Source organism: Neorhizobium galegae bv. orientalis str. HAMBI 540 (assembly GCF_000731315.1).
GTDB lineage: Bacteria > Pseudomonadota > Alphaproteobacteria > Rhizobiales > Rhizobiaceae > Neorhizobium > Neorhizobium galegae.
The window spans coordinates 396,040-421,010 of record NZ_HG938353.1 but is presented as its reverse complement, the minus strand read 5'-3'; the positions used below and the strand labels follow the sequence as shown (position 1 = coordinate 421,010).

The following is a 24,971-nucleotide window of genomic DNA, read 5'->3' as shown; positions in this document are numbered from 1 at the left end:
TCTCCCCCTCAAGGGGGGAGATCGGCCAGCCGCAACGCCTTTTTTCCATATGCATTGAATCGATACAGCCGAACGAACAGAACCAGGCCAAGGGGAGGAAGTCATTGAAATGAGCACGATGTCCCTTACAGACCGCCTCGGCAGCCTCCTCATGGCGCCCGTGCATCTCTTGATGCGCATCATCGACATACCGCTGCGCGCCGTCCAGAAAGCGACCGGCATCGGCGGCATGGCAACCGTTTTCCTCGCCCCGAACATGCTGATCTTCGGCATTTTCGTGCTCCTGCCCCTCGTCATCAACTTCGTCTACTCGATGACCGGCGGCACTGCCTTCTTCCTTTCCGAGCGCAATTTCGTCGGCGCCGACCAGTATCAGCGCCTCTTCACCTGCACGAACTACCTCGACCCGATGTCCTGCCAGGAGGATGCCTTCTGGGCCGCCGTCGGCAACACGTTCTGGTTCGTCATCCTGCAGGTGGCGCTGATGATCTGCGTGTCGCTGATCACCGCACTGATCCTCAACCGCGATCTCGCCGCCCGCTCCTTCTGGCGCGCCGTGTTCTTCTTCCCGGTCCTCCTGTCGCCCGTCGTCGTCGGGCTGATCTGGAAGTGGATCCTGCAGCGCCAGGGCCTCTTGAATTTCGGCCTCTACCAGTTCGGCATCGAGCCCTATACCTGGCTCACCGACCGCAACTGGACCTTCATCGCCACGATCGGCGTATCGATCTGGGCGCATATGGGCCTCTACACGCTGATCCTGCTCGCCGGTCTGCAGGCGATCCCAAAGGATCTCTATGAAGCCGCCGAAATGGACGGCACCAAGCCGGCGCGCGTCTTCCGGCGCATCACGCTGCCGCTTCTCGCCCCGAACCTTCTGGTCGTCGTCGTCCTGGCGCTGATCAAGGCCGTGCAGATCTTCGACGAGGTCTACGTCCTGACCGGCGGCGGTCCCGGCACCAGCACGCTCTATCTGACCCAGTATATCTACGAGACCGGCTTTGCCTCGGCGCTCCGCAATCCGGGCCTTGCCGCTGCCGCCTCGATCCTGATGGGCCTCGTGCTCGTCGTCCTGACACTGATCCAGCTCGGCGTAGGCCAGCGCGGCGAAAAGAAGGGGAAACGCTGATGGGTGTAGCCTCTCGCTTCATTCTGCGCCGCCGCGGCGGCAAGAGCTGGCACTGGACGGACATCGTCACCTGGGTCTGGCTGATCGGCGGGCTGATCATCATGTTCGGCCCGGCCGTGTGGCTCACCTTCTCGTCGTTCAAGACGCCGGCAGCACTTGCCGAATTCCCGCCGTCGATCCTGCCCTATGTCACCAGCCAGGCGACGGTCCAGGGCTACGACAAGCCGCTGCAGCTCTTCGACGCCAAGATGCCGGACGGTTCGACCAAGGTGCTGGCCGAAGTGCGCCGTATCGGCCTCGTCGCCCAGATGGTCGATCCGAAGGCGCCCGGAGAAATCGTCCGCGTCAACATCGGCGACCGCACCCCGGTCCGCTCGGTCTCATTCGCCACGGAAAACTACACGACGCCCTTCACCCAGTTCGATTTCCTGCGCTACCTGTGGAACTCGGTCTTCGTCACGGTGACGGCGACGCTGATCACCCTGATCGTCAATTCCATGGCCGCCTTCGCGCTGTCGAAATACGAGTTCAAAGGCCGCAACCTGGCGATGCTGATCATCCTTGCGACGCTGATGGTACCGCTTTCGGTGATCATGGTGCCGCTCTATTCGATCATCTCGTCACTCGGGCTGTTCAATAGTCTCTGGGGCGTGATCCTGCCGACGGTCGCGACACCGACCGGCGTGTTCATCCTGCGCCAGTACATGCTGACCATCCCGGACGAGCTGATCGACGCGGCCCGCATGGACAAGGCGTCCGAATGGCAGATCTACTGGCGCATCGTGCTGCCGCTGACGGCACCGGCGCTTGCGGTGCTCGCGATCTTTTCGGTCGTCTGGCGCTGGAACGACTTCCTGTGGCCGCTGATCGTCCTGTCGCGGCGCGAACTCTATACCCTGCAGGTCGGCTTGAGCATCTATTCCGGCGAGCTGAACGTCCAGTGGCACTTCATCCTGGCGATGACGGTCGTGACCATGATCCCCGTCGTGCTGGTCTTCATCTTCCTGCAGCGTTTCATCACCACCGGCATTGCCGGCACCGGCCTGAAGTAAGGATCCCCGATGGGCGAGATCACACTCACCAAAATCAAGAAGTCCTTCGGCGCGGTCGACGTCCTGAAGGATATCGACCTCGAGATAAAGGACGGCGAGTTCATCGTTTTCGTCGGCCCGTCCGGCTGCGGAAAGTCGACCTTGCTGCGTACCATCGCCGGGCTTGAAAAGGTCACCGGCGGCGAAATCGAGATCGACGGCAAGCGCGTCAACGAAGTGTCGGCCGCCGACCGCGGCCTTGCGATGGTCTTCCAGTCCTATGCGCTCTATCCGCATATGAGCGTGCGCCAGAACCTCGCCTTTGGCCTCGAAAATTCCAACATGCCGAAGGCCGAAGTGGCCGAGCGCATCACCGAAGCCGCCCGCATGCTGGAGATCGAGCCCTATCTGGAACGCCGGCCCGGCCAGCTTTCCGGCGGCCAGCGCCAGCGCGTCGCGATCGGCCGCGCCATCGTGCGCCGCCCGACCGCCTTCCTGCTCGACGAGCCGCTGTCGAACCTCGACGCCGAGTTGCGCGTCTCGACCCGCGCCGAACTCGCCGCCCTCCACGCCCGCCTCGGTTCGACGATGATCTATGTCACCCACGACCAGGTGGAGGCGATGACCCTTGCCCACCGCATCGTCGTCATGCGCGCCGGCAAGATCGAACAGGTCGGCACGCCGCTCGACCTCTACAACACGCCCGCCAACCGCTTCGTCGCCGGTTTCATCGGCGCGCCGCACATGAATTTCCTGGCCGGCGAAGTGACCGAGCTGCAGAGCGGCACCGCGACGCTTACGACATCCGGCGGCCACCGCCTCCTCGTGCCGTTCTCGGGCCATTCGCTTTCCGTCGGCGACAAGCTGACGATCGGCATCCGCCCGCAGCACATCACGCTCGCCGGCGACCCCGGCAGTCTCACGGTCAAAGTGCGCCTCGTCGAGGCGCTCGGCTCCGAGACGGTCATCCATGCGGATCTGAACGGCGAAAAGCTGCTTGCGGTAGTTTCCGGCCAGAAGCCGATTTCGCCGGGCGACGAAGCCTATTTCTCCGTCGCCGGCGCACCGCTGCACCTGTTCGACAGGAATGGGTTGCGCGTCAAGGGTAGCTGAGCCGTCCACCCCTCATCCCTTTGCGCCCACCTCCTCCGGAAGATGGGATGGTCGGCTGACTGACCGAACGGTACAGTCGGCGCAGCCAAAACGGGAAGAGGAGGCGTATGATGTTCCGTGTTTTTCTGCTTCTGTCGCTGGCCGTGCTTTTCACCGGGTCCGCCGCATTGCTCCCGGCCAATGCCCAAACCAGACTGGTCAAGACCAAGCCGACGGTGGCGTCGATGGCTGCCGGCGAGACTGTCCTGTTCGACGACAAGAGCTGCCCCGCCGGCATGATCGCGCAATACACCAAGTCGCAGCGCAAGGAAGAAATCGGCAAGAAATGCGTGCATCTGAACGGCACGCGGTAGGTGTGGGCGTCCGCGTGGCCGGTCAGGCGCCGTAGTGCCTGACCGGCACTTTCTCTCAGAGATATCCTTTGAAAAAGGCCAGCACCGCCCGCCGCATCTCCGCCGTCTCGCGGTGACCGACGTCAGCTTGCGGCAAAAACACCAGCGCACCGAGCGCCTGGGCCCTTAGATAAGCGGCCTCCGTCTCGGCAAAGGCGCGCTCCACCGCATCAGGCGGTGTCAGCGGATCGTCCCAGCCGACGCAGATCAGCTGCGGCCGCGGCGCCACCAGCCCGGCGATCTCGCCGATCGAGGTTTCTTTGAGCAGCCCCGGCACGGTCAGGTAATGGCCGTGCAGATTATGGGCGCCGGTTTCGACCAGCGTCGCGAAATCCGCGTAGCAGCACAGATGCGCGTTCGCCTTCACCCTCGGATCCAGCGCCGACAGGAAATAGGCAAGCGTCGCACCCATCGAGAGCCCCGTCACGCCGATCCTCTGCGGATCGACCTCCGGCCGGCCGGCAAGCCAGGCCAGCGCCGCGGCCTGTTCGGACAGCATCTGCCCGAACAACGTTTTGCCATGCCAGAGCGCCGCCTTGGTCGCCGCATCCTCCGTTACGCCGGCACGCTCGCCGAATGTCGGCATGTCGATGCACAGCACCACATATCCGTCGCGCGCCAATGCCGGTCCCGGGGCATCGAGTAAAGCCGGCCGCCCGTCGATCAGTTCCGACGCACCGATATCCCAGCGAGCGCCGTGTGCATGGGCATAGAGGATCGCCGGGCCGCGGGTGAGGAACCCTTCGCTCGGCCGGGTCAGGAAGCCGCGCACCTCGGTGCCGTCGTTCAACCGAAACCGCAACCTTTCGAGAATATAGCCGTCGCGGTTTTCCGCGGAACTGTCCGCCAGCGTCAGGGAGACCTCCTCGAAGGCAAGCAGTTCCTTCAATCGCTCAACCGTGATCGCCATGTTGTCCTCCTCCCGGCCGGTCATCTTGGCCCTCCAGCGAGGATGACTGCCATCTGTGCCCTTCGGCTTTTCAGAGACATAGACGAAATTTCCTCCCCTCGCATCCCCGCCCGCCAAACCCCCGCCTACAATCTGCGCGTCCCGTTTCGGCTACACCGGCCCGCATAACCGGCGAGACGGGACCGGTGCCTTGATGATCTGCCGTCATGCAGGTGGGTCGCCAGGGGCTGCGCAGAAAATGGTCTCCCTCTCGCCTAATGGCGGGGCGTGCGTGTGTCGCACACAACCCGGTATGGCATCCGTGCTCATTTCCACGGAGTTAAATTCATACCGCCGCAGAGGGACCGGAGTCGCGCGGAAAAACACGCCGAACGGGACACGTCGAGTGTCATTATTAAAATTTCAATTCGAGGCACACGACGTGTCCCGGCCGAAACTGAAACGCAAAGGCACCAAGGGATGAGTACGCCTTGAGATCAGGCAAGGAAGAACATGGATAAGCCAGAACTCAGCGATTACGAAAAGCTTCGCGCCGAACAGCATGAGGAATTATGCCGCGCCACGGCGTCGATCTGCTTTCTGGACAGCGGCTTCTGCCATTTGCGCGCCTGCCGCCGCCGGCGTGTCTGCAGTGGCCCGATGCTGCCATCGGTGCATCAGATCTGGAAGGTCCGTGCCCAGCAGGAAATCGGCCTCAGCGGCAAGGCATGCGCCGATCTACCGCTTTGCATCGCCAATCGCGAACCCCAACGTTATGAACTCTTCAAACAGGCCTTGCAGAAGCTTCAGCAGTTAGCAATCGATGAACCGAATCTCGACGTGCTCCGCGCCTGCATCTTGGTTGCGGCAAGGCGGCGCGCCAAGAAACATCTCTTGACTTCTCATCCGCTGCATCCGACTTCAACAGCGGAACAAGGAGTAGAGCCATGACCGAAGCCGCCCGCAGCACGATCGATCCCCGCACGACGATCGACCAGAGCGAAGTCGACCGGTTTTCCGCGATGGCCGCCGAGTGGTGGGACCCGACCGGCAAGTTCAAGCCGCTTCACAAGTTCAACCCAGTGCGCCTCGCCTATCTCCGCGACCGCATCTGTGAAAACTTCGGCCGCGACCGCAAGAGCCACCTGCCGCTTTCCGGCCTGCGCATCCTCGATATCGGCTGCGGCGGCGGCCTGCTCTCCGAGCCGATCGCCCGCATGGGCGCGACCGTGGTCGGCGCCGATCCGTCGGAAAAGAACATCGGCATCGCCTCCACCCATGCCGCCGAGACCGGCACCTCGGTCGACTACCGCGCCGTCACCGCCGAGCAGCTCGCCGAAGCCGGCGAGACTTTCGATGTCGTGCTGAATATGGAAGTGGTGGAACACGTTGCCGACGTCAATTTCTTCATGACGACCTGCGCCAACATGGTTCGCCCCGGCGGCCTGATGTTCGTCGCCACCATCAACCGCACCTTCAAGGCGGGCGCGCTGGCGATCTTCGCTGCCGAAAACATCCTGCGCTGGCTGCCCCGCGGCACCCATCAATACGAAAAGCTGGTCCGCCCGGAAGAGCTCGAAAGGCCGATCTCCTCAGCCGGCATGGACATCATCCACCGCACCGGCGTCTTCTTCAACCCGCTGCAGGACCGCTGGAACCTGTCGCCGGATATGGACGTCAACTACATGATGCTGGCGAAACGGCCGGCTTGATGGAAATTCGTGGCGCCTGTGGTACTATGTCAGAGTAGAAGGAGCTGCATATGCCGCAAGTAACCGTAAAGCTCGACGCAGCGCTGGATGATCATATCCAAAGCGCCATCGACCGCGGTGAGACCAAGTCACGCGATCGATATATCGAGGACGCGCTGCGTGATCGCTATCTCCGCGACCTCCAAAGACAGAAGCTACATGAGTCTCTTGATCGGGCGATAGCTGACGCCGATGCGGGTCGCGTCACCCCGCTCGAAGAGGCCTTCGACCGCATCCTGAGCGACCTCGAAAAGTAGGGAAAGCCCGTGAAAGTCGTCATCACGGACGAAGCGCTTTCGGACATTTCCTCAATCACAAAATTTATCAGAAAAGATAATCCTCCGCGCGCGATCTCATTCGCACTGGAATTAAGGGAAGCCTGCCGCCAGCTCGGAAATGCACCGGGGGCTTTTGCCGCGTTGTCCGACTATCCGGAAAGCGGGATCAGGCGACGCCCCTATGGCAACTATGTAATCCTGTACAGGATCGGCGGCGCAACAGTCGAAATCCTCCATATCTTCCACGGCGCCCAGGACTACGAAAGCGCCCTCTTTCCGAAAGAATAGCCATCCCCGCCCCCGCCGCGCACGCTAACCTCTCCCTGATCGCCATCAGCTCATTCAGTTCGCGTCTTCGGGAATGACCGGCAATGGTGCGATCTCGATGCCCTCGTCGAGGAGGTCGCGCACCTCGCCGAGGCTCGCCTGGCCGATGATGCCGCGGGCATCGGCCTCGCCGTAGTGGATCTTGCGGGCTTCCTCGGGAAATTTTTCACCGACGTCCTCGGCATTGGCCTTGATCGCCGCTACCGCTTCCTTGAGCTTGGCGATCGCCTCCCGGCGTGCCAGGTCCATCACCATCGCCTGCTTCTCTTCTTGCCTGCGGGCGGTCGAAACGGAGGGCGCCATCAGCGTCTTGGAGATCGCGGCGGAATTGCAGACCGGACAAGTCAGGAAGCCGCTCGCGACCTGCCGGTCGAAATCGGCGCTTTCCGAAAACCAGCCTTCGAACGCGTGGGCATTGTCGCAGGAGAGGGAATACTTGATCAAGCGGCCACCTCTCCCGCCGCGTCGGGAACCGCATCGAGCGAGAACTCGCGGGCGTTCTTGAGGTTAGGGATCTTTCCCCGGGCTGCGGCAACGGCAGCAATATCGATGTCGGCGAGCACGACGCCTTCGCCGGTGCCGCCGGCAGACGCCAGCACCTTGCCCCAGGGGTCGACGATCATCGAGTGGCCAAATGTCTCGCGGCCGTCTTCATGCACGCCACCTTGAGCGGCGGCGATCACGAAAGCGCCGTTCTCGATCGCACGGGCGCGCAGCAGGATTTCCCAATGCGCTTCGCCGGTCTGGCGGGTAAAGGCCGCCGGCACGGTCAGGATCTCGGCACCGGCCAAGGCTTCGCTGCGGAAAAGCTGCGGGAAGCGCACGTCGTAGCAGATCGCAAAACCGAGCTTGCCGAACGGCAGGCCGGCGACCCGCGCCTCGCTTCCCGGCTCATAGGCCGAGCTTTCGCGCCAGCTCTCGCCATTGTCCAGATCGACATCGAACATATGAATCTTGTCATAGGTGCAGATCTGGCGGCCACTCGGCGCAAACAGGAAGGCGCGGTTGGCGATCTTGCCGCCGTCGACGGCGATCGCGGTCGAGCCGATATGCAGGTGAATGCCGAGTTCGCTCGCCAAGCTGCGGGCGGTCGAAACAATGATATCGCCCGCCTCGTCGCGCAGCACAGCGCGCATGGCCTTTCGGTCCCGCTGCAGGAAACCGGTCATCTCCGGGGTCTGGATATAGGTCGCCCCGTGGGCCGCCGCTTCACGCACCAGCCGCGCCACGTCGGCGGCGTTCTTTTCCGGATCGACGCCGGAGCACATCTGGATAGCGGCAGCTTTGAAAGCCATGGAAGATACCTCTCAGTTCGCCAGAATCGGATCCAGCTTGCCGGCCCGGTCGAGTGCGTGCAGATCGTCGCAGCCGCCGACATGCGTGCCGTCGATGAATATCTGCGGAAAGGTCGAGCGGCCGTTCGCCTTGCCGATCATTTCCTGGCGCAATTCCTGCGAATAGGTGGCGTCATGCTCGGTATAGGCGACACCCTTGGTATCCAGCAAAGCTTTTGCGCGCGCGCAGTAACCGCAATATTCGCGGGTATAGATAGTGACCTCTGCCATGATCGTCTCCGGGCGCGACCGGGCGGGGAAAAGGCCGCGCGCAATAGTGTTTTCTACTGTCATATAGGCCCGCCGACGGCCATTGCAAAGGTCAAAACAGTGACCTCCGCAGCGCCGGCTTTCCGCAAGGCACGCGTGGCCGAAGAAACCGTCGCACCGGTGGTGTAGACGTCGTCGACCAGCACCAGCCGCTTGCCGAAAACGCGATCCTCATGGCGCGGCGCGATCGCAAAGGCCGCCCGCACATTGTCCTCGCGGCCCCGCGCCGTAAGCCCCACCTGCCGGTTGGTGCGTTTGACGCGAATGAGGGTAGACGGCAGGAACGGCCGACCGGATTTCTGCGACAGATGCCGGGCGAGCTCCGCCGCCTGGTTGAATTTGCGCGAGGCGAAACGCGACCGATGCAGCGGCACCGGCAGGATGGCGTCACAGTTTTCCACGTAACCATCGGAGGCGCGCAGCATCCAGCCGGCCATCATCCCCGCAAGGTCGGTGCGGTCGCGGTATTTCAGCGAATGGACGAGGTCACGGGCGGCGCCCTCGAAGATTGCCGCCGAGCGCAAACGGTCGAAGACGGGCGGTTCCGCAATCGCCTGCGCCGACAGAATGCCCGGCCCCGGATCATAGGAAAACGGCAGGCCGAGCTTCTCGCAATAGGGCCGTTCGATGAAACGGATTTCCCGCCAGCAGGAGGGGCAGAAGCCCTGATGCGCCCCGGTCCGCACCCCGCAGCCGGGACAGATCGGCGGATAGACGAAATCGCCGATCCATCTCGTCCACCCCGCAGCGAACGATGTTAAAAGTCGCAGGGCGTTGACGTTCGGCTCGGCGGACATGACTTGACAATAGCGGATGGAACGCGCCTTTGCGACGGCAGAATACGAGTGGACGACCATGGAAATTCTCTTCGACGAACAGCTGGTGAGTGCGCGCCGCAGACGCGCGGTAACCGCTCAGGACGACAACGCCGCCGCCTTTCTTCTGGATATCGCTGGCCGAGAGCTTGCAGATCGGTTGGCGGTCGTCGAGCGCCGCTTCGAGACGGCGGTCGAACTCCATGGCGGAACCGGCATCGCCGCCCGCGAAGCGCTTGCCACCGGCAAGATCGGCACCATCCGGCGCGTCGAGGCAGACGCCGCTTTTGCAAGGCCTGGCGACACCTTCACGGCCGCTCCATTGGAGGACGTGCCGCTCGAACCGGACTCCGTCAACCTGGTCCTGTCGCCGCTGTCGCTGCATCTGGTCAACGATATGCCCGGCACGCTGATCCGCATTCGCCGGGCACTGAAGCCGGACGGGCTTTTCCTGGCCGCGATCCCCGGCTCGGGCACGTTGCAGGAAATGCGGGACGTTCTTCTGTCTGCCGAGGCCGAATTGACCGGCGGGGCAAGCCCGCGCGTCATTCCGTTTGCCGATGTGCGCGATGTCGGTGCGCTGCTGCAGCGGGCGGGCTTTTCGCTGCCGGTCGTCGATGCCGAGACTTACACGGTGCGTTACGACTCGCTGTTCCCACTGATGCGGGATCTACGGGCCATGGGCATGACCAACCCTCTCGCCGGGCGCAGTCGCGTGCCGGTGACGAGGCGTTTCTTCGTGAGAGCTGCAGAACTTTATGCCGAGCGTTATTCCGATCCGGACGGCCGCATCCGCGCGACATTCTCGATCATCTACGCATCCGGCTGGGCGCCGCATGAAAGCCAGCAAAAGCCGTTGAAGCCGGGCTCCGCCAAAATGCGGCTTGCCGACGCCCTCAACAGTCGCGACCCGCGCTGAACGGCCCCCGACCCAAATTCAGGGAACAGGGTCGTCAATGTTGTTAGAGATGGTTTTGAACGTATTCGTCAATGCGTCGGTAAAGGTGGTGAACCCGGCGATCATCGACAGCGAGATGATCCCGATGATGAGGCCGTATTCCACGGCCGTCGCGCCGCTGTTATTATTCAGAAGAAACCTGAAAAGGCGCATGAACTGACCTTTGGATCAAATGGGAGTCCGGCCTCAAAGTCCCGGCGTCAGCAGTCGCTGCCGATGCCATAACCCTGTACGATGCAGACCGAACCGGGCGTTTCCTGCAATACGCTGCGCCGGATCGTATAATGTCTTGCGCCCTTTTCGCCGGGCTTGATGGAGCCCGTGCTGATCAGGTCGAAATCTTCCTGGACATGCGCCAGTCGGCGCTCGTCATTGCGGCTGGCGAGCATTGGCGTCACGATCAGCGAAAGAGCGATCGCGGCCGTCCCGAACAGGAGTGCGATATTCAGCGCGCCGGTTTTGCCGGAGCCATGCGTCGTCCGCTGACGGACCCGCACAGTTTTCCAGAATTCCTCGTCCATGCCTTCTAAAGCCTCATCAACGCGTTACCGGATAAGCCTTGAAGGTGCCACAATCGGCTAAACGATCCCTTAACGCCGTATGAATTCGGCGGCTCTAATTTTATCGATCAGAGGAGATCCTGCAGGATCGGGATCAGCGGCTCGTCGGCCGGCGGCATCGGGTAGTCCCGCAGCGCGTTCGGCCGCACCCATTTGATCGCCTGCCCTTCCCGCCCCGTCGGAATGCCTTCGAAGCGACGGCAGATATAGAGCGGCATCAGCAGGTGGAAGGTCTCGTAGGTGTGGCTGGCGAAGGTGAGCGGCGCAAGGCACGGAATCTTGGTCTGGATGCCGAGCTCTTCCTCGAGCTCGCGCACCAGCGTCTCCTCCGGTGTTTCACCCGGCTCGACCTTGCCGCCGGGAAACTCCCAGAGGCCGGCCAGCGACTTGCCTTCCGGCCGTTGCGCCAGAAGGATGCGGCCGTCGGTATCGATCAGCGCGCAGGCGGCGACGAGCAGGATCTTGCGGGGGTTGTCGCTCATGCCCGGCTTTCCTGCCGCCAGTAGCGATATTCGTAGGCCTTGCGGAAGCCGAACCTCCGATAGAGCGCCAGCGCCGGTTCGTTGGTCGAGACCACCTGCAGCCAGGCCGACCGAGCACCGCTGATCCGGGCCCAGCGCAGTGCCGAGGACAGGATCTCGGTGCCGAGACCCTCGCGCCGATGTGCCTTCGCGACAGCAAAAGAGATGATGCCGGCCAGATCGTTGTCCTGCACGCAGAGCGCCACGGCCGCGGCCCCTTCCTGCGGGTTCTCCTTGATGAAGAAGCCGGATGTCGGCTTGATCGAGCTCAGGATCTCCGCAAGCGCCGGCTTCAGCGCGGCATCCTCGCCGTCAATGGCAAGGCTCGCATCGCAGAACCGGCCGATATCGTGGCTCGGCAGGTGATCGAGCGTGTCCGGCAGTTCCAGTTCGGTGAGGTTGACGGTCAGGACGTCGACGGTCTCGAACGCCCGCCAGCCGGCGGCGTTGAGGTGGTCGATGAGCTTCGGAGGGGCAAGCGGCGTCTCCCTGACGACCAGCGGCCGGCCATAGTCCTCGAACCGCTTGCGCGCCTTCTCGAGCCGCGTCGCCATGTCGCGATGATCCGACGGGTCGAGCGGCACGATGCAGTTCAAACGCTTGGAAGGATGACCGCCGGTCAGCCGTACCTGCCAGCTGCCGTCATACACGACGGACGCCGCCGGCCAGGCTCGAAAGCCGACGGCTTCGAGCCGCCGGACCAATGGCAGATCGTTCTGAGGAGATGATGCTTCGTTCAATTCCTGTCAGCTCCGGTAGTCGCCGTTGATGGCAACATATTCCTTGGTGAGGTCGCAGGTCCAGACGGTCGCACGGCCGCTGCCGAGACCGATATCGACCTTCACCGGAATGTCCTGTTCCTTCATGACGGCGGTGGTCGCTGCTTCGGAATAGGCCGGATCGCGCTCACCATCGACGGCGACGCGCACGTCGCCGAACCAGATCGCCAGCCGGTCGCGGTCGGCCATTTCGCCCGACTTGCCGACGGCCATGACGATCCGCCCCCAATTGGCATCTTCGCCGGCGATCGCGGTCTTGACCAGCGGCGAGTTGGCGATCGACAGCGCGATCACCTTTGCCGCGGCATCGCTTTCGGCGCCAGTGACGGTGATCTCGACCATCTTGCGCGCACCTTCGCCGTCGCGGACGACCTGCAGGGCCAGATCCTTGAGCAGGTCATTGAGCGCGGCGCGGAAGCTTGCGAGACGCGGATCGTCGGCGGTCTCGATGCGGGCCTGGCCATCTTCGGCGGCGGCACCAGTGGCAAACAGCATCAGCGTATCGGAGGTCGAGGTATCGCTGTCGACGGTGACCGAGTTGAAGCTTGGGCCGACGCCGGCGGACAGCAGGCTCTGCAGTGCCGGCGACGCGATGTCGGCATCGGTCGCCACGAAGGACAGCATGGTCGCCATGTCGGGGGCGATCATGCCGGCGCCCTTGGAGATGCCGTTGATCGTCACATTGACGCCGCCGATCTCGGCGGTGCGGGTCGCGACCTTCGGATAGGTGTCGGTGGTCATGATTGCTCGTGCCGCCTCCAGCCAGAAATCGCCGGTGGCGCCGCTGTTCATGTCGCCGAGCACGCCTGCGAATTTCGTCGCGTCGAGCGGTTCGCCGATCACCCCGGTCGAAGCCAGATAGACCTCGTTCTTGCCGCAGCCGACCGCCTCGGAGGCCGACTTGGCGGTGAGTTCAGTCGCAGCCTTGCCCCTGACGCCGGTAAAGGCGTTGGCATTGCCGGAATTGACGACCACGGCGCGCGCCACCCCGTGCGACAGATTGGCGCGGCAGAAATCGACCGGCGCCGAGGGGCACTTGGAGCGGGTGAAGACGCCGGCGACGGTCGCGGGCTTGTCGAACACCATCAGCAGCACGTCGGTGCGGTTCTTGTACTTGATCCCGGCGGCGGCAGTCGCCATCCGCACGCCGCGGATCGCCGGCATGTCGGGATAGGATTTCGGAGCGAGCGGCGAAACGGAATCGGACATCGGAAAACTACCTGGCTCAAATAGGAAAAGGGCCCGGAAGATCCGGGCCCGTCGTCAAAATGATTACTGCTGGGCAGGGACGTTGCCGTCCTGCATCTTGCTGACGTCGTCATAACCCTTCTTGAGGGCCGCGTCCTTGATGTCGATCTTCTGCTCGCTCTTGGCCTTGGTGATGAGAGCCACATATTTGTCGCGCATTACCAGCTGCTTGACCTGGTCCTCGACCTGATCGAAAGCCGGCGCCGGAGCATCTCGCGTGTCTTCCAGCTTGATGACGTGATAGCCGAACTGCGACTTGACCGGCGTCTTGGAATATTCGCCCTTCTTCAGCGCGAAAGCGACTTCCTCGAATTCCGGAACCATGCGGCCGCGGCCGAACCAGCCGAGATCGCCGCCTTCATCCTTGTTGGAATCCTGGGACTTTTCCTTGGCGATCGCGGCGAAATCCTTGCCCTTGTCGAGATCGGCGATGATCGCCTTGGCCTCGTCCTCGGTCTTTACGAGGATGTGGCGGGCATGCACTTCTTCCTGCTTCGGCAGGGAAGCGATTTCCTTGTCGTAACGGGCCTTGACCTCTGCCGGGGTGGTGGCGTCGATCACATGCTTGCGGAAATAGGCGTTATGCAGCTCGCGGTCGGCGATATAGTCCATCCGCTTCTTGAAGTCCGGGGTGTCCTTGATGCCTTCGGCGAGAGCGCCCTTGGCGAGCAGCTTGACATCGATGGCGCCGGAAAGGGCTGCAACCTTCTTCTGGTCGTCCGGAAGCTGGGCAAGCTGCGGGTCCAGGTTCTGGACCGCAATCTCCAGTTCCGACTGGTGAATTTCGAGGTCGCCGACCTTGGCAACGACCGGATCCTCCGCGGCAAAGGCGGGAGCCTGGCAGAGGATCGCGGCGGCCAGCGCGGCCGTCATGAGAAACTTGTGGCGCAACATCGATAAAGACCTTTCGATTAAGGATACCGGTTTCAGAACGTCTGATTCCGGCCAGAAAACCTTCACAAACACCGGATTGTGGCCATTCTGTATCGGCCGCCACCGTTGACATCATTCGACCCCCCTCTTATCTGTCACGCAACTTCGCGTCCAGCAGAGTTTCCGGGCGTGACAGGTCATTTTATCGGTATCAGAAACCGATGGTTCGACCGGTCCCGCGCCCCCATGGGACAGATTTCAGAAAGGACCATTCGTATGGTCAGCCTTGGCGGCATCGCCCGCAAATTGTTCGGTTCGGCTAACGATCGTCGCGTGCGCGGCTACCAGCCGACTGTCGACGCCATCAATGCTATCGAGGAGAAGACCAAGGCTCTCTCCGATGAACAGCTTGCGGCCCAGACGGTCGAGTTCAGGAAACTGCTCTCCGAAGGCAAGACGCTCGACGACCTCATGATCCCGGCCTTCGCCGTGGTGCGCGAGGCCTCCCGCCGCGTGCTCGGCATGCGCCCGTTCGACGTGCAGCTGACCGGCGGCATGATCCTTCACGATGGCGCGATTGCCGAGATGAAGACCGGCGAAGGCAAGACGCTGGTGGCGACGCTGGCGGTCTACCTGAACGCGCTCGCCGGCAAGGGCGTGCATGTGGTCACCGTCAACGACTACCTCGCCCAGCGTGACGCCCATACGATGGGCAAGCTCTACGGCTTCCTGGGCTTGACCACCGGCGTCATCGTCCATGGCCTCAGCGACGAAGAGCGTCATGCCAATTATGCCTGCGACATCACCTACGCCACCAATAACGAACTCGGCTTCGATTATCTGCGCGATAACATGAAGTACGAGCGTAGCCAGATGGTCCAGCGCGGCCACAATTACGCGATCGTCGACGAAGTGGACTCGATCCTGGTCGACGAGGCGCGCACGCCGCTGATCATCTCCGGCCCGCTCGACGACCGTTCGGAACTCTACAACACGATCGACGCCTTCATCCCGGCGCTGGTGCCGGAAGACTACGAGATCGACGAGAAGCAGCGCTCCGCCAACTTCTCCGAGGTCGGCACCGAAAAGCTCGAGAACCTGCTGCGTCAGGCGGGCCTACTGAAGGGCGAATCCCTCTACGACGTCGAGAACGTCGCGATCGTCCACCACATCAACAACGCGCTGAAGGCCCACAAGCTCTTCACCCGCGACAAGGACTACATCGTCCGCAACGACGAGATCGTCATCATCGACGAATTCACGGGCCGCATGATGCCCGGCCGCCGTTATTCGGAAGGCCAGCACCAGGCGCTCGAAGCCAAGGAAAAGGTGCAGATCCAGCCGGAGAACCAGACGCTCTCCTCGATCACCTTCCAGAACTATTTCCGCATGTACGGAAAGCTCGCCGGCATGACCGGTACGGCCCAGACGGAAGCGGAAGAATTCGGCAATATCTACAAGCTCGAAGTGGTCGAAGTGCCGACCAACCTGCCGATCCAGCGTATCGATGAGGACGACGAGGTCTACCGGACCTTCGACGAAAAGTTCAAGGCGATCATCGAAGAGATCAAACAAGCCCATGAACGCGGCCAACCGGTCCTGGTCGGCACCACGTCGATCGAAAAATCCGAACTGCTGGCGACCATGCTGCGCCAGTCGGGCTTCAATAATTTCCAGGTCCTGAACGCCCGTTACCACGAGCAGGAAGCCTATATCGTGTCGCAGGCCGGTGTGCCGGGCGCCGTCACGATCGCCACCAACATGGCCGGCCGCGGCACCGACATCCAGCTCGGCGGCAATATCGACATGCGCCTCGAACGCGAGCTCGAAGGCATGGAGCCGGGTCCGGAGCGCGATGCGCTGGAAGCGGCAAGCCGCGAAGAAGTCAGGCAGCTCAAGGAGAAGGCGCTTGCCGCCGGCGGTCTTTACGTGATCGCCACCGAGCGCCACGAAAGCCGCCGCATCGACAACCAGCTGCGCGGCCGCTCCGGCCGTCAGGGCGACCCGGGCCGTTCGAAATTCTACCTGTCCCTCCAGGACGACCTAATGCGCATCTTCGGCTCCGACCGCATGGACAGCATGCTGCAGAAGCTCGGCCTCAAGGAAGGCGAAGCAATCGTCCATCCGTGGATCAACAAGGCGCTCGAACGCGCCCAGAAGAAGGTCGAAGCCCGCAACTTCGACATCCGCAAGAACCTTCTGAAATACGACGACGTCACCAACGACCAGCGCAAGGTGATCTTCGAACAGCGCATCGAGATGATGGATTCGGAAGACGTATCCGAGACCGTCGAGGACATGCGCAACGAGGTGATCGAGGTTCTGGTCGCCAAGCACATTCCCGAACGCGCCTATGCCGAACAATGGAATGCCGCAGGCCTTCGCGAAGACGTCGGCCGGATGCTGAACCTCGACCTGCCGATCGAAGACTGGGTCAAGGAAGACGGCATCGGCGAGACCGATATCCGCGAACGTATCACCGAGGCTGCCGACAAGGCCGCGGCCGAGCGCAAGGAGCGTTTCGGCGCCGATATCATGACCTATGTGGAGCGCTCCGTGCTGCTCCAGACGCTCGACCACCTGTGGCGCGAGCATATCGTCAATCTCGACCACCTGCGCTCGGTCATCGGCTTCCGCGGCTACGCCCAGCGTGATCCGCTGCAGGAATACAAGGCGGAAGCCTTCGAGCTGTTCCAGGCGCTGCTTGCCAACCTGCGCGAGGCGGTCACCTCCCAGCTGATGCGCGTCGAGCTGGTGCAGAACCCCGAGCCGCCGCAGCCGCCGGCGATCTACGACGAACAGCATGTCGATCCGACGACCGGCCTCAACCAGGTCACCGGCTTCGACAGCGAGAACTTCATCGCCGCACCGGCAGACCGCCGTCCGGAAGATCCCTCCACCTGGGGCAAGATCGGCCGCAACGAGGCCTGCCCCTGTGGATCCGGCAAGAAATACAAGCATTGCCACGGCGCCTTCGAACAGGCCTGAGGCTTCTGCGAAAACCCCATCCTTTCAACGCCGCCCTTGCCGGGCGGCGTTGTCGTTTCCGCCCTCCGGAATGGAAGGTCAGCCTTCGGCTGGAGACCCGGCGCAGACTTCGCGGACAGATGTCCGCAGCCACCGGTGAGCCGGATCGGCATCCAGGCGCGGATGCCAGAGCAATGACACGGTGATCTCGGGCACCGGAACCGGCAGGGCGAAACTGAACATTCCGGCGCGCAGGTTGCCGCTGTGCCGCTCGGGAATGCTGGCTATCAGATCCGAAGACTGGGCGAGAACCAGCGCAGTGGCAAAACCGTCGACGATCGTCACGATCCGCCGTTCCAGCCCCGACGCAGCGAGCGCCTCGTCGATCGCCCCCTTTTCGAGCCCCCGTCGCGAAACTAGGATATGATCGCCCGCCGCGTATCGCCGAGCCGATATCTCGCCTTCGGCCAGCGGGTGCCCGCTGCGCACGACGCCGATGAAACGGTCCCGGAACAGCGCCTGGGCCCGCACTTCCGGACCGATCGTCGTGCCGACGACCCCGGTTTCCAGATCGACGCTTCCGTCGCGAAGCGAGGTGCTGTCCTTGTCCGGCTTGCGGATGAAACGCAGCCGCACGCCGGGCGCCTGCGCGCTGACACGAGCGATGAGGCCAGGCCCGAAATTCTCGACGAAACCCTCGTTGGTGCGCAGCGTGAATGTCCGGACGAGCTTACCGAGATCGAGCATCTCGATCGGCCGCAAGACCGCTTCCGCATCCTGCACGAGGCCGCCGACCCGTTCGCGCAGTTCGATCGCCCGAGGCGTTGGCACGAGACTTCGGCCGGCCCTCACCAGCAACGGATCACCCGTCGTCTCACGCAATCGCGCCAAGGCCCGGCTCATGGCCGACTGGCTGAGCCGTAGCCGTTTGGCCGCCCGTGCCACGCTGCCTTCAGCCAAAAGGACGTCGAGGGTGAAAAGCAGGTTGAGATCGGGTCTGGACATGCGCGCAGCATAACACAGGCTCTTCTATATGAGATGGCGTCCGATGCATTGAATTGATGCAAACGATGCGCCTTCCGCCATACCTGACCGTGAGATAGCCATCGGGCAGCAGTTTCTGGAGGTTCCCCCATGATACCCGCACGACTGATACCCGTCATTTTCGGCCTTGTTCTTTCCTGCATGATGTCCCTGCTTATCTCCGGCGTTTCCACGCTCCGCAGCGCGGGGCTGATCGACGGCTTCTTCGGGATCTGGATGGGAGCATGGCTCCCCTCCTGGATCATCGCTTTTCCGGTCGTACTGGTTGTCGCGCCGCTGGCGCGCCGGATCGTCAGCAACCTCGCGAAACCGGCCCCGAAACCGGCGGAGGGCGAAAAACGATGACCTCTGCCGCCCACGATCCGGTTACGCAACCGGCAGAACGCGCGGGTGCCTTCGGTGGGGCGCTCGCCGCTCTTTCGCTCTCGATGTTGCTCTCTTCGCTCGGCACCAGCATCGCCAATGTCGGCCTGCCGACATTGGCGCAGGCATTCGACGCCTCCTTCCAGCAAGTCCAATGGGTGGTTCTTGCCTATCTTCTCGCAATCACCACACTGATCGTCAGCGTCGGGCGGCTTGGCGACATTTCGGGGCGCCGGCGGCTCCTGCTCGCCGGGATTGCCCTTTTCACGGTAGCCTCGATCGCCTGCGGGATTGCTCCGACGCTGGGTATCCTGATCGCTGCAAGAGCAGCACAAGGTCTCGGAGCCGCCGCCATGATGGCGCTCACCATGGCTTTTGTCGCTGACCTATTTCCAAAGACACGCACCGGCGCGGCCATGGGATTGCTCGGCACCATGTCGGCAATCGGCACCGCGCTCGGCCCTTCCCTGGGCGGCCTGCTGATCGCCGGCGCCGGCTGGCGGGCGATCTTCCTGATCAACGTGCCGTTGGGCCTGCTGGCGCTCCTGCTTGCCTTTCGTTACCTGCCTGACGATCTTCGCCGAGAAAGACCGGACCAAAGACCCGGCTTCGACGTCTCTGGCACGCTGCTGCTTGCCCTGACGCTTGCAGCCTATGCACTCGCCATGACGGTCGGCCGAGGCAGTCCTGGTCCAGTCAACGCCGCTCTGCTACTATTGGCTGCCGTCGGAGCCGGCCTGTTTGTTCTTGTCGAAGCGAGAGCGGCGTCGCCCCTGATCCGACTATCGATGTTGCGCAATCCAGCCTTGAGCATGGGATTGATAACCAGCGCGCTTGTCTCGGCGGTGATGATGTCGACGCTGGTGGTCGGGCCGTTCTATCTTTCGCGTTCGCTCGGCCTCGACGCGGCTTTCGTCGGGCTCGTCATGTCGATCGGCCCGATTGTTTCCACATTCAGCGGCGTACCGGCCGGCCGGCTGGTGGACCGCCTGGGCGCGGGGACTGCGGTCGTCATCGGTCTCGTGGGAATGCTGGCCGGCTCGTTTGCCCTCACCCTGCTTCCCGAAACGTTCGGCATTGGCGGCTACGTCGCTGCCATCGCGGTACTGACGCCCGGTTATCAACTGTTCCAGGCAGCCAACAACACCGCGGTCATGGTGGACGTCGGTGCACAGCAGCGCGGCGTCGTTTCCGGCCTGCTTAATCTGTCGCGCAATCTCGGCCTCATCACCGGCGCTTCGCTGATGGGCGCGGTGTTCGCAATGGCCTCGGGAACGGGCGATGTCGCGACGGCACCTCCGCAAGCCGTGGCCGCCGGCATGTCGTTCACCTTCGCAATTGCCGTGGGGATGATTGCCGTCGCACTCGCCATTGCCGCCGTTCACCAGGTTGTTCCGGCCGTCCGCAACCTTTTGACCCGTTCTTCCAGGGAGCCTTGAAGTTCACAGTTCGTGAAGCCATCGACGCCTGGGCGAACCCTTTCTTAACCCTGCTGTGGCAACACTTTTGCCCATTGTTCCCGTCGTCGTTACGAGTATTGCGTGCCCATCATGGCGGTTATCGAAACAGCGGAAAGATTGCTTCCGCCTGGTCTGAGGACCCGGCTGGCACCGCTGACCCGCAAGCTCGAATCGATCCTCACCGACGACGACGAGACGGCCCGCGCCCAGCGCCGTGCCCTGATTGCCTTCGTGATCCGCGTCTTCAGCGCCGCCATCGCCTTCGTATCGCAAATCGTGCTCGCCCGGCTGATGGGCGAGTTCGAATACGGCATCTTCGCTTTCGTCTGGGTTCTGGTCGTGCTCGCCGGCAATCTCTCCTGCCTCGGCTTCCACACCTCCGTCATCCGCTTCCTGCACCAGCACAAGGCGCGCGACGAGGTGGCGACGGTGCGCGGGCTCAATCTCGCCGTCCGCCTGGTGGCGCTCATCTCGGCAAGCACGGTGGCCGGCCTCGGTTTCCTGTTCCTGCATGCCTACGGCCACACGGTCGAGGCCTATTACCTCGTGCCGGTGTCGCTCGCCTTCTTCACCATACCGATGATCGCGCTCGGCGACGTGCTCGACGGCACCGCGCGCTCGAACGGTTGGACGGTGACGGCGCTGAGCCCCACCTACCTGATCCGCCCGACCCTGATCCTCGTGTTCATGCTGGCCGCACTCTGGTTCGGCGCCGACCACACGGCCGTCACCGCCATGCAGGCAGCCCTTGCGGCAACCTATGTCACGACGCTCTCGCAGCTTCTGCGCCTGACGCTGCGCCTGCGCCGGCTTTACGGCCCTGGCCCGATGCAGTTCGAAATGGGCGCCTGGTTCCGCTATTCGCTGCCGCTCTTCCTTGTCGACGGCATCGGCTTCCTGCTGACCAATGCGGACGTCGTCGTTGTCGGCCTTTACCTGCCGCCGGACCAGGTCGGCATCTATTATGCCGCGGCAAAAACGATCGTGCTCGTCCAATTCGTCTACTTCTCGATCAAGGCTGCCGCCGGCCCCCGCTTTTCCGCGATCATGGCGGAGGAGGACATGACGGCGCTGGCCGCCTTTGCCGGCCAGACCGCGCGCTGGAGTTTCTGGCCGTCGCTTGCCGTCGGGCTTATGGCGCTCGCTTCCGGCGAACTGCTTCTGTCGCTGTTCGGCAGCGCGTTCACGGCCGGCTACTGGCTGATGGCAATCCTGTTTTGCGGCATCCTCGCCAAATCGATGGTGGGGCCAGGCGAGGTCCTGCTCAGCATGGCCGGCCGCCAGAAACTCTGCGTGCTGCTCTACGGCGTGACGCTTTTGGCGAGCATCGGCCTCAATATCGCGCTGATCCCCCGCTTCGGCCTGACGGGTGCCGCCATGGCGACGGCGTCGGCGATGATGATCGAGGCGATCCTGTTGCATATCGCAGTCCGGCGCACGCTCGGCATCGTGCTCTTCGCCTTTGCCGATCCGACGCCCTCTGCTCCTTCAAAGGCTTCCTGATCATGGCGCAACCTCCGTTCAGCAGCGAATTCGAAGGCAATGGCGGCGGCCGGATGAGCATGGTTCAGGCGTTCCGCGCCGAGCGACCGGATGCAGATACCCATCTCCAGGTCGGCCGGCCCGGTCGCGAACTCTGCCTCTATCCCGCCGCCTTCGGTTACGACCTGCAGGAAGAGCTCGAATTCCTCTCCAACCGCGCGCTGGAGCCGAACATCTTCTTTTCGGCCCGGCTGCTCGCCCCCGCCATGCCGAGGGTCGAGGACAAGCAGGTGCGCCTGGCGCTGATCCGCGACGAGATCGGTGCGCGCAGCCGCATGCGGCTGCTGATGCCGTTCACGGTCGAAAAGCCGGGCTTTTCCGTCGGCGCCTCGATCATCCGCGCCTGGGCCAACCCCTTCGGACCGATCGGCACGCCGCTCGTCGACGCGGAAGATTCAGCCGAGACGATCGACAATCTTTTCGACGCGCTCAGCATGCGCGAAGCCCGCCTCCCCTCCGTGCTGGTGATGCCGGACGTCAGGCTCGCCGGTCCGTTCGCGCAGCTCGCCAAAGCGGTCGCGATCGGCCGCAACCTGCCGGTGGCCGTCACCGATCCTCATCTCCGACCGATGCTCGAAAGCATGCTCGACGGCGAGGCCTATCTCAAGCACTCGATCTCGTCGCACCACTACCGCGAAATGCGCCGTCTCTGGCGCAATCTCGGCAACAAGGGCTCGCTCAGCTATTCGGTCGCCCGCCAGCCGGAAGAGATCCGGTTGCGGATGGAGGAATTCCTGGCGCTCGAAGCCAAGGGCTGGAAGGGCCGCAAACGCTCGGCCCTGATCAACGACCGCTACCGCGCCGCCTTCGCCCGCGAAGCGATCACCAACCTGGCGGAAATCGACGCGGTCCGCATCCACACCATCGATTTCGACGGCCGCGCGATCGCTTCGCTCATCGTCTTCATCATGGCCGGCGAGGCCTATACGTGGAAAACCGCCTACGACGAGAGCTTTTCCCAGTTCTCGCCCGGCAAGCTGCTGATGGTGAAGCTGACCGAATGGCATCTCGAAGACGCCAACATCGTGCGCACCGACAGTTGTGCGGTTCCGGACCATCCGATTATGAGCCGCTTCTGGGAAGAGCGCGAGGAAATGGGCACGCTGGTGATCGGCCTGCGCCAGAACGGCGACCGCGACGTGCGCCAGGTGGCAGCCCAGCTTCACCTCTACCGCAACACCCGCAACATGGCCCGCATGCTGCGCGAGAAGATCATGTCGCTCGCCGGCCGTTCGGAATAATCAACCCGTAGCGATCACTCGGCAGCCGCCTTGTCGCGCAGCAGACGGCGGATGACCTTGCCGCTGGTCGTCAGCGGGATATCGTCGACGAAGGCGACCTCGCGCGGATATTCGTGCATCGACAGCCGCGTCTTCACCCAGTCACGGATCTCCAGAGCCAGCTCGTCGCTCGGACGATAGCCGGGCGCGAGCGCGATATAGGCCTTGACGATCTCGGTGCGGATCGGGTCAGGCTTGCCGACCACGGCCGCCAGCCGCACCGCCGGATGACCCGTCAGGCAATCCTCGATCTCGCTCGGCCCAATGCGATAACCGGACGACGTGATGACGTCGTCGTCCCGCCCGACGAATTCCACATAACCGTCAGGGTCCTTCCGGCCGAGATCACCGGTGATCAGCCAGTCGCCGACGAACTTCGCTTCCGTCGCCGCCTCGTCGTTCCAGTAGCCGAGGAACATCACCGGGTCCGGACGGCGGATGGCGATCTGCCCCATCTTGCCGGCCGGAAGCTCGATGCCCCTGCCGTCGATCACCGCCACATGATGGCCGGGCACCGCCCGCCCGATCGCCCCGCCCCGCGACACGCCGAGATTGGCGGCCGAGGACAGCACGAAATTGCATTCGGTCTGGCCGTAGAACTCGTTGACCGTCAGCCCCAGCGCCGCCTTCGCCCAGTCATAGGTCTCGCGGCCGAGCGCCTCGCCGGCGGACGCGATCGTCCGCAGCTTGAGATCGTATTTTTCGAGCGGGTTTTCGATGGATTTCAAGAGTCTGAGCGCCGTCGGCGGAATGAAGGCGTTGCGCACATCCATCTCGCTCATGATGCGGAAAGCCATGTCCGCATCGAACTTTTGGGCCGGCGAGGACACGACCGGAATGCCGAGCATCAGCGCCGGCATCAGCACATTGAGCAGGCCGCCCGCCCAGGCCCAGTCCGACGGCGTCCAGATCCGGTCCCCTTGTTGCGGTGCGAATTCATGCGCCAGCTGGAAACCCGGAATATGGCCGGCCAGCACCCGATGGCCGTGCAGCGCCGCCTTCGGCGGGCCGGTCGTGCCGGAGGTAAAAATCATCAGCGCCGGATCGTCCGGACCGCTGTCAACGACCTCGAACACCGGAGGATGGGCGGCGATCAGCGCATCGAGCGCCAGCAGGCCGTCGCCGGGCGGCGTATCTCCAGTGACGATCACATGCCGCAACTCCGGCAGCTTTTCGCTTAAGGCTGCCAGCCGCGACAGGCCGAAGGGATTGGTGACGATCGCCGTCGCACCTGATGCTTTCAGCCGATATTCCAGCGCCTCGGCCCCGAACAGAAGCGCCAGCGGCAGGGCGATGCCACCCATCTTGTAGATCGCCACATGCGCGATCACCGTCTCGAAACTCTGCGGCAGAAGAAGTGCGACGCGGTCGCCGGGCTTCAGGCCGAGCGCGACAAAGGCGTTCGCAAGCGAGGCGGATCGCCCGGACAGCTCGCCATAGGTCAGAGCCCGATGAGCGCCATCCGGGCTGAAATGCTGGAGACAGATGCGACCCGGAAATTTCTCCGCCCAGGCATCGCTGACCGCTTCCCCCATGTTGAATCGCTGCGGGATCTCCCAGGCGAAATCGCGAAAAAGGTCTTCATAGGAGGTGCGGGCAGGCAGTTTCATGGGCAGCGCTTCTATTTTTGCTGCACCAGCTAACATCCGGGATGCTTAAAATACAAGGGGGACACGGGAGGGGACCTGATATGGCGGCCTCCGGAGGCCCAGGCGGCGCGCATGTTCCGGGAGGCGCCAAAGACGGCGATCTGCCGCCGGGGATCGGGAAAAACGACATCAAGCGGCCTTGATCCGGGACAATCTCGCAGCTGCGAGGCATGTGAGATTGCAACCTCACTTCACCCTTGCATGCCGGTGCAGCCCCGTGATAGAGCGCATACCGCTACCCAAGTGCCCCGTTGGCGGAATTGGTAGACGCGCCTGACTCAAAATCAGGTTCCGAGAGGAGTGCTGGTTCGATTCCGGCACGGGGCACCACATCTCCTGGAAGCTTTGATATGGTTGCGGACTTCCCGCGCTGGTGCGGCCCCTAACGAATTTCCCCAGGA

Annotated in this window: 26 protein-coding genes, 1 tRNA gene and 1 pseudogene; 15 read left to right on the top strand and 13 right to left on the bottom strand. The window is 63.1% G+C overall.

Features of this window, described 5'->3' with window-relative positions:
- Positions 1 to 109: 109 nt before the first annotated feature.
- From RG540_RS02020 to RG540_RS02005, 4 genes are all read left to right on the top strand, one after another.
- On the top strand, positions 110 to 1,126 hold the full coding sequence (locus RG540_RS02020) for a carbohydrate ABC transporter permease (protein ID WP_051909219.1): 1,017 nt from the start codon (positions 110 to 112) through the stop codon (positions 1,124 to 1,126).
- The gene (locus tag RG540_RS02015; RefSeq protein ID WP_038584084.1) at positions 1,126 to 2,178 is read left to right on the top strand and encodes a carbohydrate ABC transporter permease; all 1,053 of its coding nucleotides are present in this window, start codon (positions 1,126 to 1,128) and stop codon (positions 2,176 to 2,178) included. The genes RG540_RS02020 and RG540_RS02015 overlap by 1 nt, the downstream gene beginning before the upstream one ends.
- Positions 2,179 to 2,187: 9 nt before the next feature.
- On the top strand, positions 2,188 to 3,270 hold the full coding sequence (locus RG540_RS02010) for an ABC transporter ATP-binding protein (RefSeq protein ID WP_038584082.1): 1,083 nt from the start codon (positions 2,188 to 2,190) through the stop codon (positions 3,268 to 3,270).
- 107 nt (positions 3,271 to 3,377) lie between these two features.
- The gene (locus RG540_RS02005) at positions 3,378 to 3,623 is read left to right on the top strand and encodes a DUF6719 family protein (protein WP_051909218.1); all 246 of its coding nucleotides are present in this window, start codon (positions 3,378 to 3,380) and stop codon (positions 3,621 to 3,623) included.
- A 55-nt stretch (positions 3,624 to 3,678) separates the two neighbouring features.
- On the opposite strand, the gene RG540_RS02000 is transcribed toward RG540_RS02005, so the two are convergent.
- The gene (locus RG540_RS02000; RefSeq protein WP_244446607.1) at positions 3,679 to 4,596 is read right to left on the bottom strand and encodes an alpha/beta hydrolase family protein; all 918 of its coding nucleotides are present in this window, start codon (positions 4,594 to 4,596) and stop codon (positions 3,679 to 3,681) included.
- 468 nt (positions 4,597 to 5,064) lie between these two features.
- On the opposite strand from RG540_RS02000, the gene RG540_RS01995 reads away from it, so the two are divergent.
- From RG540_RS01995 to RG540_RS01980, 4 genes are read left to right on the top strand one after another with little or no spacing between them, the layout of a single operon-like run.
- The gene (locus tag RG540_RS01995) at positions 5,065 to 5,502 is read left to right on the top strand and encodes a hypothetical protein (protein ID WP_038584081.1); all 438 of its coding nucleotides are present in this window, start codon (positions 5,065 to 5,067) and stop codon (positions 5,500 to 5,502) included.
- Positions 5,499 to 6,263 carry a bifunctional 2-polyprenyl-6-hydroxyphenol methylase/3-demethylubiquinol 3-O-methyltransferase UbiG gene (gene ubiG / locus RG540_RS01990; RefSeq protein WP_038584079.1) on the top strand — a complete coding sequence of 255 codons (765 nt, stop codon included), beginning with the start codon at positions 5,499 to 5,501 and terminating at the stop codon, positions 6,261 to 6,263. The genes RG540_RS01995 and ubiG overlap by 4 nt, the downstream gene beginning before the upstream one ends.
- A gap of 50 nt (positions 6,264 to 6,313) precedes the next feature.
- Entirely contained in the window at positions 6,314 to 6,559 is a 246-nt protein-coding gene (locus tag RG540_RS01985) for a hypothetical protein (RefSeq protein WP_038584077.1), read from the top strand.
- 9 nt (positions 6,560 to 6,568) lie between these two features.
- Positions 6,569 to 6,868 carry a type II toxin-antitoxin system RelE/ParE family toxin gene (locus RG540_RS01980; protein ID WP_038584076.1) on the top strand — a complete coding sequence of 100 codons (300 nt, stop codon included), beginning with the start codon at positions 6,569 to 6,571 and terminating at the stop codon, positions 6,866 to 6,868.
- Between the two features lie 54 nt (positions 6,869 to 6,922).
- Here RG540_RS01980 and RG540_RS01975 read toward each other — a convergent pair whose 3' ends face one another.
- Genes RG540_RS01975 through RG540_RS01960 form a run of 4 tightly spaced genes read right to left on the bottom strand, consistent with a single transcriptional unit; the run spans position 6,923 to position 9,308 of the window.
- Positions 6,923 to 7,351, bottom strand: coding sequence for a DUF1178 family protein (locus RG540_RS01975; protein ID WP_038540215.1), 429 nt, complete (start codon positions 7,349 to 7,351; stop codon positions 6,923 to 6,925).
- Complete coding sequence (locus RG540_RS01970; protein ID WP_038584074.1) at positions 7,348 to 8,202, bottom strand: carbon-nitrogen hydrolase family protein; 855 nt, start codon at positions 8,200 to 8,202, stop codon at positions 7,348 to 7,350. Before RG540_RS01970 ends, RG540_RS01975 begins: the two co-directional genes overlap by 4 nt.
- Positions 8,203 to 8,214: 12 nt before the next feature.
- Positions 8,215 to 8,472, bottom strand: coding sequence for a glutaredoxin 3 (gene grxC / locus RG540_RS01965; RefSeq protein ID WP_038548767.1), 258 nt, complete (start codon positions 8,470 to 8,472; stop codon positions 8,215 to 8,217).
- Between the two features lie 59 nt (positions 8,473 to 8,531).
- Positions 8,532 to 9,308 (bottom strand): ComF family protein, encoded by a 777-nt coding sequence (locus RG540_RS01960; RefSeq protein WP_038592868.1) that lies wholly within the window; start codon positions 9,306 to 9,308, stop codon positions 8,532 to 8,534.
- A 58-nt stretch (positions 9,309 to 9,366) separates the two neighbouring features.
- Here RG540_RS01960 and RG540_RS01955 point away from each other — a divergent pair, with 58 nt between their 5' ends.
- Positions 9,367 to 10,245: a class I SAM-dependent methyltransferase gene (locus tag RG540_RS01955; RefSeq protein ID WP_038584072.1), complete on the top strand. Its 879-nt coding sequence runs from the start codon at positions 9,367 to 9,369 to the stop codon at positions 10,243 to 10,245.
- A gap of 18 nt (positions 10,246 to 10,263) precedes the next feature.
- Here RG540_RS01955 and RG540_RS01950 read toward each other — a convergent pair whose 3' ends face one another.
- From RG540_RS01950 to RG540_RS01925, 6 genes and pseudogenes are all read right to left on the bottom strand, one after another.
- Positions 10,264 to 10,437, bottom strand: a complete 174-nt coding sequence (locus RG540_RS01950; RefSeq protein WP_038584071.1) for a Flp family type IVb pilin — start codon at positions 10,435 to 10,437, stop codon at positions 10,264 to 10,266.
- A gap of 47 nt (positions 10,438 to 10,484) precedes the next feature.
- Positions 10,485 to 10,805 (bottom strand): hypothetical protein, encoded by a 321-nt coding sequence (locus RG540_RS01945; RefSeq protein WP_038584069.1) that lies wholly within the window; start codon positions 10,803 to 10,805, stop codon positions 10,485 to 10,487.
- Positions 10,806 to 10,912: 107 nt separating this feature from the next.
- Positions 10,913 to 11,326 carry an 8-oxo-dGTP diphosphatase MutT gene (mutT, locus tag RG540_RS01940; protein WP_038584067.1) on the bottom strand — a complete coding sequence of 138 codons (414 nt, stop codon included), beginning with the start codon at positions 11,324 to 11,326 and terminating at the stop codon, positions 10,913 to 10,915.
- Positions 11,323 to 12,143: pseudogene (locus RG540_RS01935) on the bottom strand (GNAT family N-acetyltransferase). Before RG540_RS01935 ends, mutT begins: the two are co-directional and overlap by 4 nt.
- The gene (argJ, locus tag RG540_RS01930) at positions 12,112 to 13,353 is read right to left on the bottom strand and encodes a bifunctional glutamate N-acetyltransferase/amino-acid acetyltransferase ArgJ (protein ID WP_038584063.1); all 1,242 of its coding nucleotides are present in this window, start codon (positions 13,351 to 13,353) and stop codon (positions 12,112 to 12,114) included. The pseudogene RG540_RS01935 and the gene argJ overlap by 32 nt, the downstream one beginning before the upstream one ends.
- 63 nt (positions 13,354 to 13,416) lie before the next feature.
- Positions 13,417 to 14,286 (bottom strand): peptidylprolyl isomerase, encoded by an 870-nt coding sequence (locus RG540_RS01925; protein ID WP_046599492.1) that lies wholly within the window; start codon positions 14,284 to 14,286, stop codon positions 13,417 to 13,419.
- 255 nt (positions 14,287 to 14,541) lie between these two features.
- Here RG540_RS01925 and secA point away from each other — a divergent pair, with 255 nt between their 5' ends.
- Entirely contained in the window at positions 14,542 to 17,253 is a 2,712-nt protein-coding gene (secA, locus tag RG540_RS01920) for a preprotein translocase subunit SecA (protein WP_038584061.1), read from the top strand.
- A 78-nt stretch (positions 17,254 to 17,331) separates the two neighbouring features.
- Here the strand turns inward: secA and RG540_RS01915 are convergent, their stop codons facing one another.
- Positions 17,332 to 18,237 carry a LysR family transcriptional regulator gene (locus RG540_RS01915; protein WP_038584059.1) on the bottom strand — a complete coding sequence of 302 codons (906 nt, stop codon included), beginning with the start codon at positions 18,235 to 18,237 and terminating at the stop codon, positions 17,332 to 17,334.
- Positions 18,238 to 18,366: 129 nt separating this feature from the next.
- On the opposite strand from RG540_RS01915, the gene RG540_RS01910 reads away from it, so the two are divergent.
- The 4 genes from RG540_RS01910 to RG540_RS01895 all read left to right on the top strand — a co-directional run bounded on the left by RG540_RS01910 (position 18,367) and on the right by RG540_RS01895 (position 22,882).
- On the top strand, positions 18,367 to 18,621 hold the full coding sequence (locus RG540_RS01910) for a DUF2798 domain-containing protein (protein WP_038584057.1): 255 nt from the start codon (positions 18,367 to 18,369) through the stop codon (positions 18,619 to 18,621).
- Complete coding sequence (locus RG540_RS01905) at positions 18,618 to 20,078, top strand: MFS transporter (RefSeq protein WP_051909217.1); 1,461 nt, start codon at positions 18,618 to 18,620, stop codon at positions 20,076 to 20,078. Before RG540_RS01910 ends, RG540_RS01905 begins: the two co-directional genes overlap by 4 nt.
- Before the next feature lie 102 nt (positions 20,079 to 20,180).
- Entirely contained in the window at positions 20,181 to 21,602 is a 1,422-nt protein-coding gene (locus tag RG540_RS01900) for a lipopolysaccharide biosynthesis protein (protein WP_275451994.1), read from the top strand.
- Positions 21,603 to 21,655: 53 nt separating this feature from the next.
- Complete coding sequence (locus tag RG540_RS01895; RefSeq protein ID WP_244446654.1) at positions 21,656 to 22,882, top strand: GNAT family N-acetyltransferase; 1,227 nt, start codon at positions 21,656 to 21,658, stop codon at positions 22,880 to 22,882.
- 14 nt (positions 22,883 to 22,896) lie between these two features.
- Here the strand turns inward: RG540_RS01895 and RG540_RS01890 are convergent, their stop codons facing one another.
- A complete protein-coding gene (locus RG540_RS01890; protein WP_038584051.1) occupies positions 22,897 to 24,531 on the bottom strand; it encodes an AMP-binding protein in 1,635 nt (544 codons plus the stop codon).
- Between the two features lie 284 nt (positions 24,532 to 24,815).
- Between RG540_RS01890 and RG540_RS01885 the strand changes: the two genes are divergently transcribed.
- Positions 24,816 to 24,900 (top strand) — tRNA-Leu (locus tag RG540_RS01885).
- Positions 24,901 to 24,971 lie beyond the last annotated feature (71 nt).

Bases quoted from the DNA above. Each gene is read 5' to 3' on its own strand.
- RG540_RS02020 (WP_051909219.1), top strand. From the start codon at position 110: ATGAGCACGATGTCCCTTACAGACCGCCTCGGCAGCCTCCTCATGGCG.
- RG540_RS02015 (WP_038584084.1), top strand. From the start codon at position 1,126: ATGGGTGTAGCCTCTCGCTTCATTCTGCGCCGCCGCGGCGGCAAGAGC.
- RG540_RS02010 (WP_038584082.1), top strand. From the start codon at position 2,188: ATGGGCGAGATCACACTCACCAAAATCAAGAAGTCCTTCGGCGCGGTC.
- RG540_RS02005 (WP_051909218.1), top strand. From the start codon at position 3,378: ATGATGTTCCGTGTTTTTCTGCTTCTGTCGCTGGCCGTGCTTTTCACC.
- RG540_RS02000 (WP_244446607.1), bottom strand. From the start codon at position 4,596: ATGACCGGCCGGGAGGAGGACAACATGGCGATCACGGTTGAGCGATTG.
- RG540_RS01995 (WP_038584081.1), top strand. From the start codon at position 5,065: ATGGATAAGCCAGAACTCAGCGATTACGAAAAGCTTCGCGCCGAACAG.
- ubiG (WP_038584079.1), top strand. From the start codon at position 5,499: ATGACCGAAGCCGCCCGCAGCACGATCGATCCCCGCACGACGATCGAC.
- RG540_RS01985 (WP_038584077.1), top strand. From the start codon at position 6,314: ATGCCGCAAGTAACCGTAAAGCTCGACGCAGCGCTGGATGATCATATC.
- RG540_RS01970 (WP_038584074.1), bottom strand. From the start codon at position 8,202: ATGGCTTTCAAAGCTGCCGCTATCCAGATGTGCTCCGGCGTCGATCCG.
- grxC (WP_038548767.1), bottom strand. From the start codon at position 8,472: ATGGCAGAGGTCACTATCTATACCCGCGAATATTGCGGTTACTGCGCG.
- RG540_RS01960 (WP_038592868.1), bottom strand. From the start codon at position 9,308: ATGTCCGCCGAGCCGAACGTCAACGCCCTGCGACTTTTAACATCGTTC.
- RG540_RS01955 (WP_038584072.1), top strand. From the start codon at position 9,367: ATGGAAATTCTCTTCGACGAACAGCTGGTGAGTGCGCGCCGCAGACGC.
- RG540_RS01950 (WP_038584071.1), bottom strand. From the start codon at position 10,437: ATGCGCCTTTTCAGGTTTCTTCTGAATAATAACAGCGGCGCGACGGCC.
- RG540_RS01945 (WP_038584069.1), bottom strand. From the start codon at position 10,805: ATGGACGAGGAATTCTGGAAAACTGTGCGGGTCCGTCAGCGGACGACG.
- mutT (WP_038584067.1), bottom strand. From the start codon at position 11,326: ATGAGCGACAACCCCCGCAAGATCCTGCTCGTCGCCGCCTGCGCGCTG.
- argJ (WP_038584063.1), bottom strand. From the start codon at position 13,353: ATGTCCGATTCCGTTTCGCCGCTCGCTCCGAAATCCTATCCCGACATG.
- RG540_RS01925 (WP_046599492.1), bottom strand. From the start codon at position 14,286: ATGTTGCGCCACAAGTTTCTCATGACGGCCGCGCTGGCCGCCGCGATC.
- secA (WP_038584061.1), top strand. From the start codon at position 14,542: ATGGTCAGCCTTGGCGGCATCGCCCGCAAATTGTTCGGTTCGGCTAAC.
- RG540_RS01915 (WP_038584059.1), bottom strand. From the start codon at position 18,237: ATGTCCAGACCCGATCTCAACCTGCTTTTCACCCTCGACGTCCTTTTG.
- RG540_RS01910 (WP_038584057.1), top strand. From the start codon at position 18,367: ATGATACCCGCACGACTGATACCCGTCATTTTCGGCCTTGTTCTTTCC.
- RG540_RS01905 (WP_051909217.1), top strand. From the start codon at position 18,618: ATGACCTCTGCCGCCCACGATCCGGTTACGCAACCGGCAGAACGCGCG.
- RG540_RS01895 (WP_244446654.1), top strand. From the start codon at position 21,656: ATGAGCATGGTTCAGGCGTTCCGCGCCGAGCGACCGGATGCAGATACC.
- RG540_RS01890 (WP_038584051.1), bottom strand. From the start codon at position 24,531: ATGAAACTGCCTGCCCGCACCTCCTATGAAGACCTTTTTCGCGATTTC.